We start from the raw sequence: 13,755 nt of genomic DNA on the forward strand, positions 1-13,755 counted from the left end.
CCCGGCAGTGCTGATGCCGGGAGCCACGGGGCCGGGTCCGTGCCGGAGGTCTCCGGGACGTGACGAACGCGACCCGCCGCCCCCGCGCGCCTGCCGCCAGAATGGATCCCGTGATCAGCTCCCACTCGTCCCCGTCGTCGCCCGCCCCCCGCTATGAGCCCAGGCGCAGGACGGAGCACGGGCCGACCCCGTACGTCGACCTGACCCGCTCGCAGTGGAGCGCGCTGCGCGAGAAGACCCCGCTGCCGCTGACCGCGGACGAGGTGGAGCGGCTGCGCGGCCTCGGCGACGTGATCGACCTGGACGAGGTGCGCGACGTCTACCTGCCGCTGTCCCGCCTGCTCAACCTGTACGTGCAGGCCACGGCCGAGCTGCGCGGCGCGCTCAACACGTTCCTCGGCGACGCGGGCGGCGGCCAGGGCGCCCAGCGCGGCACGCCCTTCGTGATAGGCGTCGCCGGTTCCGTCGCCGTGGGCAAGTCGACGGTCGCCCGCCTCCTCCAGGCCCTGCTGGCGCGCTGGCCGCAGCACCCGCGGGTCGAGCGGGTCACCACGGACGGCTTCCTGCTCCCCCTGAGGGAGCTCAAGGCGCGCGGCCTCGTGCACAGGAAGGGCTTCCCCGAGTCGTACGACCGCCGTGCGCTCACCCGCTTCGTCGCGGACATCAAGGCCGGCAGGGACGAGGTGACGGCGCCGGTCTACTCGCACCTGATCTACGACATCGTGCCGGGCGAGCGGCTCGTCGTGCGGCGCCCCGACATCCTGATCGTGGAGGGCATCAACGTCCTCCAGCCGGCCCTGCCCGGCCAGGACGGCAGGACGCGCGTCGCGCTCGCCGACTACTTCGACTTCAGCGTGTACGTGGACGCGCGCGCCGAGGACATCGAGTCCTGGTACCTGAACCGCTTCCGCAAGCTGCGCGAGACCGCCTTCCAGGACCCGTCCTCGTACTTCACGAAGTACACGAAGGTCTCGGAGGACGAGGCGCTGGACTACGCGCGCGAGACGTGGCGCACGGTGAACGAGCCCAACCTGCAGCAGAACGTCGCCCCGACGCGGGGCCGGGCCACCCTGATCCTGCGCAAGGCGGCAGACCACAAGGTCCAGCGCCTGTCCCTGCGCAAGCTCTGATACGCGGCAGGGGGCGCGGACCGAACGGTCCACGCCCCCTGCCCATGGGTACGTCGCGCCGGCTCAGCCGAGCGCGGACTTCACCGCGTCCGCGAGGCGTGCCGCCACCGAGCGTGCCTGGTCGATGTCGGCCGCCTCGACCATGACCCGTACCAGCGGCTCCGTGCCGGAGGGGCGCAGCAGGACGCGTCCCGTGGTGCCGAGCTCCGCCTCTGCCTCGGCGACCGCGGACGCGACATCCGCCGAGGTGGCGACCCGGGACTTGTCGACGTCCGGCACGTTCACCAGCACCTGCGGCAGCCGCAGCATGACGCCCGCCAGATCGGCCAGCGAGCGGCCCGTCGCGGCGACGCGCGCCGCGAGCATCAGGCCGGTCAGCGTGCCGTCGCCCGTCGTCGCGTGGTCGAGGATGATCACGTGGCCCGACTGCTCGCCGCCGAGCGCGTAGCCGTGCTCCCTCATGGAACCCAGGATGTAACGGTCGCCGACCGCCGTCTGCACCACCGCCACCCCCTCGCGCTCCATCGCCTGCTTGAAGCCGAGGTTGGACATCACCGTCCCGACGACGGTGTTGTGCCGCAGCCCGCCCTGCTCGCGCAGCGCGAGCGCGAGCACCGCGAGGATCTGGTCGCCGTCGACCTCCGCGCCGGAACCGTCCACCGCGAGGCAGCGGTCGGCGTCGCCGTCGTGCGCGATGCCGAGGTCGGCGCCGTGCTCGACGACGGCGGCCTTGAGCTGGTCGAGGTGGGTGGAGCCGCAGTCCTCGTTGATGTTGAGCCCGTCGGGCTCGGCGCCGATCGTGACCACCTCGGCGCCCGCGCGCGTGAACGCCTCGGGAGACACCCGGGCGGCCGCGCCGTGCGCCTCGTCGAGTACGACCTTCAGCCCGTCGAGCCGGTTGGGCAGCACGCCGATCAGGTGCGCGACGTAGCGGTCGAAGCCCTCGTCGTACACGCGGACGCGGCCCACGCCGCCGCCGGTCGGCCGGTCCCACGGCGCGCCCGTGCGGTGCTTGTCGTACAGCGCCTCGATGCGGTCCTCAAGATCGTCGGCGAGCTTGTGGCCGCCGCGCGCGAAGAACTTGACGCCGTTGTCCGGCATCGCGTTGTGGCTCGCGGAGAGCATCACGCCGAAGTCGGCGCCCAGCGCCCCGGTGAGGTACGCCACCGCGGGGGTGGGCAGCACACCGACGCGCAGGACGTCCACGCCCGCGCTCGCGAGGCCCGCGACGACCGCGGCCTCAAGGAACTCGCCCGAGGCGCGCGGATCGCGCCCGACGACGGCCGTGGGCCGATGCCCCTCGAACGTCCCCACCTCGGCCAGCACGTGCGCCGCCGCGACCGACAGGCCGAGCGCCAGCTCGGCCGTCAGGTCCGCGTTGGCGACGCCGCGCACGCCGTCCGTACCGAAGAGTCGTCCCACAGCTCTCCTCCGAATTTGTCCTCTGAGCGCTTGATGCTGTTATACGCCCGGACCTCTGGATAAAAACGAACGCCCCGGCGGCACTGACTGCCACCGGGGCGAACGAAGTACGTCGTACGGGGGTCCGCCGGTCCCGGTATCTTCCCGATATCTCCCGATACCCGGACCGGCTCCCCCGGCGGACGCTTTAGCGCTTGCTGTACTGCGGCGCCTTGCGGGCCTTCTTCAGACCGGCCTTCTTGCGCTCGACGGCGCGGTCGTCGCGGCTCAGGAAGCCGGCCTTCTTCAGCGGGCCGCGGTTGTTGTCCACGTCCGCCTCGTTCAGCGCACGGGCGACGCCGAGGCGCAGCGCGCCGGCCTGCCCGGAGACACCGCCACCCGCGATGCGGGCGACGACGTCGTAGCGGTTGTCGAGCTCGAGCACCTTGAAGGGCTCGTTGACTTCCTGCTGGTGCACCTTGTTGGGGAAGTAGTCCTCAAGGGTGCGACCGTTGATCTTCCACTTGCCGGAGCCCGGGATGATCCGGACGCGGGCGATCGCGTTCTTGCGACGGCCCAGGCCGGCGGCGGGCTGCGGGTCCCCGAAACGGGACGCCATCGACTCGGAGGTGTACTCGCCCTCGACGGGCACCTCGGACTCGAAGGTCGTCACCTCGGCGAAGGTCTCTTCACCTTCGACAGGGGTCTGCTCAACGGTGGTCTCGGCCACGATTCTCCTCAGATTTCTTTTCGTCTTAGGTGGTGGCCGGAACTACTGCGCGACCTGGCTGATCTCGTACGGGACGGGCTGCTGCGCCCCGTGCGGGTGGTGGTCACCCGCGTAGACCTTGAGCTTGCTGAGCATCTGGCGGCCCAGGGTGTTCTTCGGGAGCATGCCCTTGACGGCCTTCTCGACGGCCTTCTCGGGGCTCTTGGCAAGCAGCTCGTCGTACCGCACGGAACGCAGACCACCCGGGTACCCGGAGTGGCGGTACGCCATCTTCTGGGTGGCCTTGTTGCCGGACAGGTGCACCTTGTCGGCGTTGATGATGATGACGAAGTCACCGGTGTCGACGTGGGGCGCGTAGATGGGCTTGTGCTTACCCCGCAGAAGGGTGGCGGCGGTGGTCGCCAGACGGCCCAGGACGATGTCCTGCGCGTCGATGATGTGCCACTGGCGCGTGACATCGCCGGGCTTGGGGCTGTACGTACGCACGGTCGTAGCCTTCGCTTCTTCGTGAATGGGGTCCTGACTAGGCCACCCGGACGATCACGACAGCCTGGAGACAGCAGGTGACGCAACCCGCTCGTGCTCCGCTGGTCATCGGCCCGGTGGACCGGCGTAAGGGCCCATCACGTGAGAATGAACAAGCCAATACGCACAACGAACCAGCAGGATACTCGGGCTGAGCCGCACGGGTCAAAACGCCTCTGCCCGGCCCCGGCCCGGGCACGCCCCGCGGGTCCTGCGCGGCCGAGCTCCCCCGCGCTCGCGCGCCTCCGCCGCCGCACCGGAACGCCGGCCTGCCGCACAAAAAGGCTTATGCCGGAGGGCCGCCGTGCTGCTCAGTTTCCGGGTGGCCAACCACAGGTCGATCCACGAGGAGACCGAACTCTCACTCGTGGCGACGGAGCTCAACACCGGCACGGCGCGCGAGACCGGCGTCCGGTCCGAGGGCAGCCCGGTCTCGGGCCGTGGCGCGGCGGACAACCGGGAGCGCGACATCCCGAAGGCGATGCGCGCGGCCGCCCGGCACGGTGGGGAGGTCGCGCTCTCCCATCCCTCCTTCGAGCTGTGGCTGCCGCCGCACTTCCGGCAATGGACGACGCCGCAGGACGGCCTGGCAGCCGAGGAGTACGACGGTTCGTCGGGCGGGCGCGGCAAGGGAATCAACGGGCGACGCGCCGCCCCGATCCCCGGACCGGGCACGGAGACGTACGCACAGTGGACGAGGCGCACGGGCCACGCGGAGAACCGCGACCCGCTCAAGCGCGACCCGCCGTCGGGCGGAGTACTCGCCCGGCACGCGGCAGCGGGCGCACGAACCACCGTCGCCACGGCGACCTGAGGCACTGCGGATCCTCGGCGCGGGCGAGCCGCGGTTGCTCGGCTCCGGGCTGCGAGCGGTTCTGCGATGTACCACCGTGCCTCGAAGAGGGCGGGGAATTAAGGAACGGTCGTTCTTGACTGATCGTTCCTTAACTGTCTACCCTGATGCCCATGGGCAGGCCAAGGGCATTCGACGAGGACGAGGCGGTGCGATCCGCCGTGGAGCTGTTCGGCGGACGCGCCTATGACGGCGTGTCCGTCGACGATCTCGTCAGCAGCCTCGGCGTGCACCGCAACAGCTTGTACAAGACATTCGGCAGCAAGCGCGGCCTCTACCTGATCGCGCTGCGCCGCCACCTCGCCGAGGATGTCCGTCCTCTGGTCGACGCCCTCGGCGGTGCATCGGATGCCGCGGCCGCGCTGCGGCTCGTCACCACGGCCGACCTCCGCCTGCTCCTGCTCGCGACGATCGAACGCGCACCGGTCGACGAGGAGGTCGCCTCCGAGGTGGCGGCCGCACTGGCCGCCGTCGACCAGGCCATCGCCGACGCTCTCGGCGTTCCCGCCGACCTGGCCGCCGCTCTCACCGCCTCCGCGCTGGGCATCCTCCTGCGCGGCAACCCCGGCAACGCCGCCGTCGCGCTGGCCCGGCACCTCGACCCTTCCGCCTGAAACGGAGACCGAAATGGCACTGATACGTATCGACGGCGACGATCTCGTCGTCGTGATCGAGGGCCTCGACAAGCTCTGGTCGTTCAAAGGCCGCCTGACCATCCCGCTGGCCAACGTCCGCGGCGCGACCGCCGACCCCGGTATCGCCAAGGACCCCAAGGGAATCCGCGCGCCGGGCTCCCACGTACCCGGCGTGATCGCCGCCGGCACATTCCATCAGGACGGCGAGAAGGTCTTCTGGGATGTCAGGGACCCATCAAAGGCCGTCGTGGTCGAGCTCGCCGACGAGCGGTACGCACGCCTGGTGCTCCAGGTCGACGACCCCCGTGCGGCTGTCGCCCTGGTCGAAAACGCCCTCGCATAAGGAGAGGTAAGCCGATGTTTCGCCACTTGGCAGTGGCCGTGATGGCGCTGGCCGCCGTCACCACCGCCACCGCCGCCCCGGCCTCCCCGGCCGAGGCGACAACCCGGCTCGTGCCCGCCGCCGACCGCGAGGTCGCCTTCACCGCCGACGGTACGACCGCGTACGGAACCCTGCACGTTCCCCGACACCGCGCCGGTCAACGGCTGCGGGCGGCACTGCTGCTGCCGGGCAGCGGACCCACCGACCGCGACGGCAACCAACCGCCCGCCTCCTCACCTGACACCCTTGCGCAACTGGCCGGCGCGCTCGACGGGGAGGGGATCGTCACGCTGCGGTTCGACAAGTACGGCACCGGCCGCACCGGACTCGGCGCATACCGGGACCACCCGGAAGAACTCGACTACCCGGCGTTCCTCCGCCAGGCACGGGCCGCCTACGAGTCGTTGCGCGACCAACCGGAGACCGACCCGCACGAGTTGCTGCTCGTCGGACACAGCGAGGGCGCGATGACGGGCCTGGTGCTCGGCGGCACGGTGCGACCGCGCCCCGCCGGTCTCGCGCTGCTGCAACCCCAGGCGATCCGCTTGCTCGACCTGGTCACACTCCAACTCCAGGCCCAAGTCGACGAAGCAACCCGGCAGGGCCGGTTCACCCCGGAGCAGCAACACACCATCGACGCGGCCATCGATGCCGCCGTCACCTCCCTGCGCGAACACCGACCGGTCGACACCACCGACCTGCCCGCCGCGATCGCCCAGCTCTTCGAGGCGTTCCAAGGCCCCAACGCCAGGTTCGTGGAAAGCGACGACGCCGTGTACCCGCCGGACACCGCCGCCGCGCTCCGGCCGGGCACCAAGGTGCTCCTGACGTGCGGCACGAACGACGCCCAGGTCCCTTGTGCCACAACGAACGCCCTGACGAACGCCCTGCGTCACGCGCATACCGGCGGACCTGGCCGGGTGACACTGCCGGCGGTGGACCATCTGATGCACGACCCCGACCACCCGAGCACGCTCGCGCCGTCCGTACTCGGCGCCTTGCACCGGTGGGCCCGGCACTGATCCTTTTCCAATCCGGCTACAGGGCTCGGCAGTTCGGCTGACCCGGGTGTGGCGACTGACGTCGTCGCGGCCCGGGTGCGGACCGATCAGCGGGGGCGTCCCTTGTGTGCCCGGCCCTGGTCGGCGCGGGTGCGGGCTGGCAGGATCGCCCCATGTCCACGCTGCTCTCCTGTATCGGCAGGCGCCGGGCCGTGCGGGGCGCGGTCACCGGTGCCGTCGTGCTCGGACTGCTGCTGTGGTGGCTGCTGCCGCTGGGCGAGAAACCACCGAGCGGGACGATCACGTTCAGCACGGGCACCCGCGCGGGCGTCTACCAGAAGTACGGAGAGCTGCTGCGCACCGAACTGCGCAAGGACATGCCGGATTTGGACGTACGGCTGATGACCAGCGCGGGCTCACAGGAGAACGTCCAGCGGGTGGCGACCGGCAAGGCCGACTTCACGATCGCGGCGGCCGACGCGGTCGAGACGTACAAGCTGGCCGGTGGCCCGGGTGCTGAAAAGCTGCGCGGGGTCGCCCGTCTCTACGACGACTACGTGCAGCTGGTCGTGCCGAACGACTCGGACGTCCGGTCGGTGACCGACCTGCACGGCAAGCGGGTGGCCATCGGGCCGCCCGACTCGGGGGTGCGGCTGATCGCCACCCGACTGCTGAAGGCCGCGGGCATCGACCCGGAGACGGACATCACACCGCGGGCGGACGGGATCGACACCGGCCCCGGGCGGCTCGGCGGCGAGCTCGACGCGTTCTTCTGGTCCGGTGGGGTGCCCACGGACGGCCTCAAGGAAATAGCGGAGAACTCCGCGTTCCGGTTCGTGCCGATCGGCGACAACCTGGTCACCAAGCTGCACGAGTCGGGCAGTGCGACCCGCTACTACCGCACCACCAACATGCCGGAGTCGGCCTACCCGACCGTGCAGAACGGCACCGAGGTGCCCACCATGGCGGTGTCCAACCTGCTGGTGACCCGCGCGGACGTCGATCCGCGGCTCACCGAGTGGCTGACCCGGACCGTACTCGACAGCCGCGACGACATCGGCGCGCACGTGCACTCCGCGCAGCTGGTGGACCTGCGCACGGCGATATACACCGACCCGCTGGAGTTGCACGAGGGCGCCCGGCGCTACTACCGGTCGGTCAAGCCCTAGGGCGCGGTACCCGTCCTGGGCACCCTGACCGTGACCTCGAGACCGTGCGGCTCGTGGTGGCCGAAGGAGATCGAACCGTCGCCCGCCGCGAGCAGTGCCCGGCAGACGGACAGGCCCAGACCGGAGCCATTGATGTTCTGGTGCCGCCCGCTGCGCCAGAAACGGTCCCCCACGCGCGCGAGCTCCTCGTCGGTCAGCCCGGGACCGTTGTCGGTGACGACGACGGTGGCGGCGTCCCCGGTGGCGGCGACCTCGATCCGCACGGTCTCGTCGGGGGGCGTGAACTTCACCGCGTTGTCGATGACCGCGTCCAGGGCGCTTGACAGGGTCACCGGGTCGGCCCAGCCCGTGGTCGGCCGGCAGTCGCCGACCAGCCGTACTCCCTTGGCCGCGGCCGTCGGTGCCCAGGCCGCCACGCGCTCGGCGGTCAGCGCGCCGACGTCGGTCACCTCAAGGTCGGCCTGGCTGTGTTCGGCCAGTGCCAGGTCGAGCAGGTCGTCCAGGACCCGGGCCAGACGCTTGCCCTCGGTCTGGACGGAGGCGATCTCCCCGTTCCCCTCGGGCAGTTCGAGGGCGAGCAGTTCGATGCGGAGCAGGAGCGCGGCGAGCGGATTGCGCAGCTGGTGCGAGGCGTCGGCGACGAAGGCGCGCTGCTGCTCAAGCACGTCCTCCACGTGGTCCGCCATCTCGTTGAAGGACCCCGCCAGACGTCTGAGCTCGGGCGGCCCCCCGGCGGGCGCGACCCGGGACTTGAGCCGTCCGGTGGCGATGTCGTGGGTGGTGGCGTCGAGCACCCGCACCGGTCTGAGCACCCAGCCGGTCAGCCGCAGTGCGGCGCCGACGGCGAGCAGCATCGCGGCGAACTCCCCGGCACCGATGACCAGCCAGCCGCGCAGGGTGCTCGATCGCATCGAGTCGGTCGGCGACTCGGTGACCACGCCCGCGACCACGTCGCCGTCCCGGATGACCGGCGAGGCCACCACGAGCCGGCCGGCCTGCCAGGGCCACACCTGCTCGGGATCGTGGCTGCGGCGGCTGAGCAGCGCCTCGTCGAAGGAGTCGCGGACCTCACCGGTCTGGGGCAGGAACCACGTCGTGGGCGCGTTGGCCATCGGGATGTGGTTGCGGTAGAAGACGCCCGCCTTGATGCCGTAGACCTCGTAGTAGCTGGTCAGCTCGGTCTGCAGGGTCTCCAGGCGCTCGTCCGTGCTGGTCCGGCGTGGGCCGCCGGGACCGTCCTCGGTGACGAACTGGGCGAGCGCGGCGAAGCGTGCCGTGTCGTCCATGCGGTCGATGACGACCTTCTGCTGCTGCGCGCGGGCGACGCTGACGCCGAGCGGCACGCCGAGCGCGAGCAGTACGGCCGCCATCAGGACGATGAGCAGCGGGAGCAGGCGTGTGCTCACCCTGCCCCTTGGGCGCTGGCGGCGACGAGGCGGTAGCCGACGCCGCGGACGGTCTCGATCAGCGCGGGCATGCGGAGCTTGGAGCGCAGAGAGGCGACGTGCACCTCCAGAGTGCGCCCGGTCCCCTCCCAGCTGGTGCGCCAGACCTCGCTGATGATCTGCTCGCGGCGGAAGACCACACCGGGGCGCTGGGCGAGCAGGGCAAGCAGATCGAACTCCTTGCGGGTGAGTTGGACAACCGAACCGTTCACGCTCACCTGACGGGTCGGCAGCTCGATGCGCACGGCTCCGAGGAGTACGGCGGTCTCGGTGCTCCCGGTGGTGTCCTCGTGGACGGTGCGCCGGCTGACCGCGTGGATCCGGGCGAGCAGTTCCCCGGCGTCGTACGGCTTGACCACGTAGTCGTCAGCGCCCAGGTTGAGGCCGTGGATGCGGGAGCGGACGTCGGAGCGCGCGGTGACCATGATGACCGGGGTGCCGGTGCGCTTGCGGATCTTGCCGCAGACCTCGTAGCCGTCCTGGTCGGGCAGGCCCAGGTCGAGCAGGACGACGCCGAAGCCGTCGGCCTCGGCGACGAGCGCCTTGAGCGCCTCCTCGCCGCTGCGCGCATGGACGACGTCGAAGCCGTGCCGCGCCAGGATCGCGGACAGGGCGGCGGCCACGTGGTTGTCGTCCTCGACCAGTAGCAGTCTCATCCGGGCTCCCTTCGGTTCAACGGCCGTACGCTCGGCGCGGGTAGGAATCAGGGCGGGGCAGAAGTCGGGCGGGCGGAAGTCGGGCGGGCGGAACGGCGGGCTCGAACCACAGGCACGCGCCACGGGCACGCGCCAGTGCGTCCTGTGCAGTGACGCCGATGCGAGGGGACGGCGTCAAGAGGCTTTTGGTCGTGGCCGCGCGAAGTTATCCGGCCGATATGCGGCCGGCTCACAAGTGCCACGACTCGGGCCCGACGGCTATCGGATCGTGATGCTCAGATCTCGCTCAGATGTAGAGACGCGGCGTGGCCCGGATCACTACCGTCCTGCGAAACCCAGGAGGACGGAGCCGGAGAGCGATGACCGAAGTATCGGTGGCCAAGGAAGACAAGGTTGCGACCGGCGAACTGGTCGTCCTGAACGGTGTCAACAAGCACTTCGGCGCGTTGCACGTGCTCCAGGACATCGACCTGACGATTCACCGCGGCGAGGTCGTCGTGGTCATCGGACCCTCGGGGTCCGGCAAGTCCACTCTGTGCCGCACCATCAACCGCCTGGAGACCATCGACTCCGGTTCGATCACGATCGACGGCAAGCCGCTGCCCGCCGAGGGCAAGGAGCTGGCCAGGCTGCGGGCCGACGTCGGCATGGTCTTCCAGTCCTTCAACCTCTTCGCACACAAGACGGTGCTCGAGAACGTGACACTGGGCCAGGCCAAGGTCCGCAAGGTCGACGCCAAGAAGGCCGAGGAGAAGGCCCGCGCCCTGCTCGACCGGGTCGGCGTCGGCGCCCAGGCGGACAAGTACCCCGCGCAGCTCTCCGGCGGTCAGCAGCAGCGTGTCGCCATCGCGCGGGCGCTGGCGATGGGCCCCAAGGTCATGCTCTTCGACGAGCCGACGTCGGCCCTCGACCCCGAGATGATCAATGAGGTCCTCGAGGTCATGAAACAGCTCGCCGAGGACGGGATGACCATGATCGTGGTCACGCACGAGATGGGCTTCGCCCGCTCGGCGGCCAACCGCGTGGTGTTCATGGCGGACGGCCGCATCGTCGAGGAAGCCACGCCGGACCAGTTCTTCAGCAATCCGCGCAGCGACCGTGCCAAGGACTTCCTGTCGAAGATCCTGCACCACTGATTTCCCGCTGATCGTCCGATCGCAGCTCGATCACAGCCAAAGGATGTCCACCATGAAGCTTCGCAAGGTCTCCGCTGCCTCGGCCGCCGTGCTCGCCCTGGCCCTGACCGCCACCGCGTGCGGCGGCGGTCACAAGGACAACGGCTCGTCCGGCGGCGGTGGCAAGAAGAAGATCACCATCGGCATCAAGTTCGACCAGCCCGGCCTCGGCCAGAAGACCCCGGACGGCTATGCCGGCTTCGACGTGGACGTCGCCACGTACGTCGCCAAGAAGCTCGGCTACACCGAGGACCAGATCGAGTGGAAGGAGTCGAAGAGCGCCGACCGCGAGACCATGCTCCAGCGCGGCGACGTCGACTTCATCGCCGCCACGTACTCGATCACTCCTGAGCGCCAGGCGAAGGTCGACTTCGCCGGCCCCTACCTGCTCGCCCACCAGGACGTGCTGCTCCGTGCCGACGACGACAAGATCACGTCGCCCGAGGACCTGAACGCCGCGAAGCTCTGCTCGGTCACCGGCTCGACCTCGGCCCAGAACGTCAAGAAGAAGCTGGCTCCCAAGGCCCAACTGCAGCCGTACCCGACGTACTCGGCCTGCCTGCCCGGTCTGCAGAACGGCGCCATCGACGCGCTCACCACGGACGACTCGATCCTCGCCGGCTACGCCTCCCAGGCGCAGTTCAAGGGCAAGTTCAAGCTCGGCGGCTTCAAGCTGACGAACGAGAACTACGGCATCGGCGTCAAGAAGGGCAGCGACCTCAAGGGCAAGATCAACAAGGCCCTGGAGGAAATGGTCACGGACAAGTCCTGGGACAAGGCCGTCAAGGACAACTTCGGCCCGGCCGGCTACAAGAACGAGCCGGCGCCGGAGATCGGCGACATCAAGAGCTGAGGCCGGGCCTGACAGGGTGCGCCGGCCCGCGGCAGGGGCGGCGCACCGGGGCGGGCATTCCTACACCCGGAAGCGCGGGAGATCGTGTTCGACTTTCTTCAGGATTACGACCTGGCGGGTGCCGTCTGGACGACAGTGCAGCTCGCTGTTCTTTCCGCCGTCGGCTCCCTTGTCTGGGGCACCATGCTGGCCGCCATGCGGGTCGGCCCGGTTCCGTTGATGCGCGCCTTCGCAACCGCGTACGTGAACATCGTGCGGAACATCCCGCTGACCGTGATCATTCTGTTCGCGTCCCTGGGGCTGAACCAGACGTTGGGGGTCACGCTCGGCGCGGGAGGTGACTTCAAGACGATCAACTTCCGGCTCGCCGTCCTGGGCCTGATCCTCTACACGTCGTCATTCGTGTGCGAGGCGCTGCGCTCCGGCATCAACACGGTGCCGGTCGGCCAGGCGGAGGCGGCTCGGGCCCTCGGCCTGAGCTTCGGTCAGGTGCTCCGACTGGTGGTGCTGCCACAGGCGTTCCGCTCGTCCGTCGGTCCGCTGGCGAACGTGCTGATCGCGCTGATCAAGAACACCACGGTCGCCGCCGCCATCGGTGTGGCGGAAACGGCGCTGCTGATGAAGGAGATGATCGAGAACGAGGCTCAGTTGCTGCTGATCGCCGCCGTCATCGCTCTCGTTTTCGTGGTGTTGACGCTGCCGACCGGCCTGATACTCGGCTGGGTGGGCAAGAAGGTGGCGGTCAAGCGATGAGCTCGGTCCTCCACGACGCCCAGGGCCCCCGTGCCAAGCGTCGCAATATCCTCTTCACGGTCGTCTTCCTGGCCGCCTTCGCCGCCCTGCTGTGGTGGGTGTTCAGCACCCTGGGCGACAAGGGCCAGCTGGAGTGGGCTCTGTGGAAGCCGTTCTTCACCGGCACCGAGGCGTGGTCGACGTACATCTGGCCGGGCCTGCAGAACACCCTGAAGGCCGCGGTTCTCGCGGTGGTCATCGCCCTGCCGCTCGGCGCCGTGCTGGGCATCGCCCGGCTCTCCGACCACAGCTGGGTCCGGGTTCCGGCCGCGATCGTGGTCGAGTTCTTCCGGTCGATCCCCGTGCTGGTCCTGATGATCTTCGGTCTCGCGCTGTTCGCGCAGTACACGGACGTCAGTTCGGATGACCGCCCGCTCTACGCCGTCGTCACCGGCCTGGTGCTGTACAACGCCTCCGTCCTCGCCGAGATCGTCCGGTCCGGCATCCTGGCCCTCCCCAAGGGCCAGACCGAGGGTGCGATGGCGATCGGGCTGCGCAAGGGCCAAGTCATGCGGCTGATCCTGCTGCCGCAGGCGGTCACGGCGATGCTGCCGGGCATCGTCAGTCAACTGGTCGTGATCCTCAAGGACACCGCGCTCGGTGGCGCCATCCTCACCTTCCCCGAGCTGCTCGCCTCGGCCAACACGATGAGCGGCTACTACGGCGCCAACGTGATCGCGAGCTACACGGTGGTAGCCGCGATCTACATCGCGCTCAACTTCTCCCTCACCACCTTCGCGAGCCGGCTGGAGCGCCGGCTGCGGCGGGGGAAGAAGTCGACCGGTGCCGTGCTGCACGCGGACGACGTGGAGACCGCCGACGCCGGAATCGTCGGCAAGGTCTGACACATCTGGCACCCGGTCGCCCCGCATGCTCATCGACGGAGGCCGTGGCATGATCGCCACGGCCTCCGTCGGTGCGGATCGAGCGCCGAGGCATACATCACGGCATCCCGCGCGGCACGCGAGTCCGGTGCGAGCCGGCCCTCCTCGCCGCGAGGGCGCACCC

General features: G+C 69.8%; 15 protein-coding genes. 10 read left to right on the plus strand and 5 right to left on the minus strand.

Annotated elements, in window-relative coordinates:
* The first annotated feature begins 101 nt into the window (after positions 1-101).
* Positions 102-1,130, plus strand: a complete 1,029-nt coding sequence (gene coaA, locus IH48_RS0115160) for a type I pantothenate kinase (protein WP_051839801.1) — start codon at positions 102-104, stop codon at positions 1,128-1,130.
* Between the two features lie 63 nt (positions 1,131-1,193).
* Here coaA and glmM read toward each other — a convergent pair whose 3' ends face one another.
* The 3 genes from glmM to rplM form a co-directional block, all read right to left on the minus strand.
* Positions 1,194-2,552: a phosphoglucosamine mutase gene (glmM, locus tag IH48_RS0115165; protein ID WP_030903766.1), complete on the minus strand. Its 1,359-nt coding sequence runs from the start codon at positions 2,550-2,552 to the stop codon at positions 1,194-1,196.
* A gap of 187 nt (positions 2,553-2,739) precedes the next feature.
* The gene (gene rpsI / locus IH48_RS0115170; protein ID WP_030903768.1) at positions 2,740-3,261 is read right to left on the minus strand and encodes a 30S ribosomal protein S9; all 522 of its coding nucleotides are present in this window, start codon (positions 3,259-3,261) and stop codon (positions 2,740-2,742) included.
* Between the two features lie 42 nt (positions 3,262-3,303).
* Complete coding sequence (gene rplM / locus IH48_RS0115175) at positions 3,304-3,747, minus strand: 50S ribosomal protein L13 (RefSeq protein ID WP_030903771.1); 444 nt, start codon at positions 3,745-3,747, stop codon at positions 3,304-3,306.
* A gap of 343 nt (positions 3,748-4,090) precedes the next feature.
* Here rplM and IH48_RS0115180 point away from each other — a divergent pair, with 343 nt between their 5' ends.
* The 5 genes from IH48_RS0115180 (at position 4,091) to IH48_RS0115200 (ending at position 7,826) form a co-directional block, all read left to right on the plus strand.
* Entirely contained in the window at positions 4,091-4,600 is a 510-nt protein-coding gene (locus IH48_RS0115180) for a hypothetical protein (RefSeq protein ID WP_030903773.1), read from the plus strand.
* A gap of 152 nt (positions 4,601-4,752) precedes the next feature.
* Complete coding sequence (locus tag IH48_RS0115185; protein WP_030903776.1) at positions 4,753-5,253, plus strand: TetR/AcrR family transcriptional regulator; 501 nt, start codon at positions 4,753-4,755, stop codon at positions 5,251-5,253.
* Positions 5,254-5,266: 13 nt separating this feature from the next.
* Positions 5,267-5,617: a hypothetical protein gene (locus tag IH48_RS0115190; protein WP_030903779.1), complete on the plus strand. Its 351-nt coding sequence runs from the start codon at positions 5,267-5,269 to the stop codon at positions 5,615-5,617.
* 14 nt (positions 5,618-5,631) lie between these two features.
* Entirely contained in the window at positions 5,632-6,678 is a 1,047-nt protein-coding gene (locus IH48_RS0115195; protein ID WP_030903782.1) for an alpha/beta hydrolase family protein, read from the plus strand.
* Between the two features lie 152 nt (positions 6,679-6,830).
* Positions 6,831-7,826, plus strand: a complete 996-nt coding sequence (locus IH48_RS0115200) for a TAXI family TRAP transporter solute-binding subunit (RefSeq protein ID WP_030903785.1) — start codon at positions 6,831-6,833, stop codon at positions 7,824-7,826.
* Here IH48_RS0115200 and IH48_RS0115205 read toward each other — a convergent pair.
* Together IH48_RS0115205 and IH48_RS0115210 are read right to left on the minus strand one after the other, a co-directional pair.
* Positions 7,823-9,232 carry a sensor histidine kinase gene (locus tag IH48_RS0115205; RefSeq protein WP_030903787.1) on the minus strand — a complete coding sequence of 470 codons (1,410 nt, stop codon included), beginning with the start codon at positions 9,230-9,232 and terminating at the stop codon, positions 7,823-7,825. The genes IH48_RS0115200 and IH48_RS0115205 overlap by 4 nt on opposite strands.
* Positions 9,229-9,927 carry a response regulator transcription factor gene (locus tag IH48_RS0115210; protein ID WP_030903789.1) on the minus strand — a complete coding sequence of 233 codons (699 nt, stop codon included), beginning with the start codon at positions 9,925-9,927 and terminating at the stop codon, positions 9,229-9,231. The genes IH48_RS0115205 and IH48_RS0115210 overlap by 4 nt, the downstream gene beginning before the upstream one ends.
* Before the next feature lie 359 nt (positions 9,928-10,286).
* Here IH48_RS0115210 and IH48_RS0115215 point away from each other — a divergent pair, with 359 nt between their 5' ends.
* The 4 genes from IH48_RS0115215 (at position 10,287) to IH48_RS0115230 (ending at position 13,592) form a co-directional block, all read left to right on the plus strand.
* Positions 10,287-11,063, plus strand: a complete 777-nt coding sequence (locus IH48_RS0115215) for an amino acid ABC transporter ATP-binding protein (protein ID WP_030903790.1) — start codon at positions 10,287-10,289, stop codon at positions 11,061-11,063.
* Positions 11,064-11,115: 52 nt separating this feature from the next.
* The gene (locus tag IH48_RS0115220) at positions 11,116-11,955 is read left to right on the plus strand and encodes a glutamate ABC transporter substrate-binding protein (protein ID WP_030903793.1); all 840 of its coding nucleotides are present in this window, start codon (positions 11,116-11,118) and stop codon (positions 11,953-11,955) included.
* Positions 11,956-12,039: 84 nt separating this feature from the next.
* Positions 12,040-12,708: an amino acid ABC transporter permease gene (locus tag IH48_RS0115225; RefSeq protein ID WP_030903795.1), complete on the plus strand. Its 669-nt coding sequence runs from the start codon at positions 12,040-12,042 to the stop codon at positions 12,706-12,708.
* Positions 12,705-13,592 carry an amino acid ABC transporter permease gene (locus IH48_RS0115230; protein WP_030903797.1) on the plus strand — a complete coding sequence of 296 codons (888 nt, stop codon included), beginning with the start codon at positions 12,705-12,707 and terminating at the stop codon, positions 13,590-13,592. The genes IH48_RS0115225 and IH48_RS0115230 overlap by 4 nt, the downstream gene beginning before the upstream one ends.
* The last annotated feature ends 163 nt before the right edge of the window (positions 13,593-13,755 follow it).

It is taken from the genome of Streptomyces sp. NRRL F-5126 (assembly GCF_000721265.1).
In the GTDB taxonomy this organism is placed as follows: Bacteria; Actinomycetota; Actinomycetes; order Streptomycetales; family Streptomycetaceae; genus Streptomyces.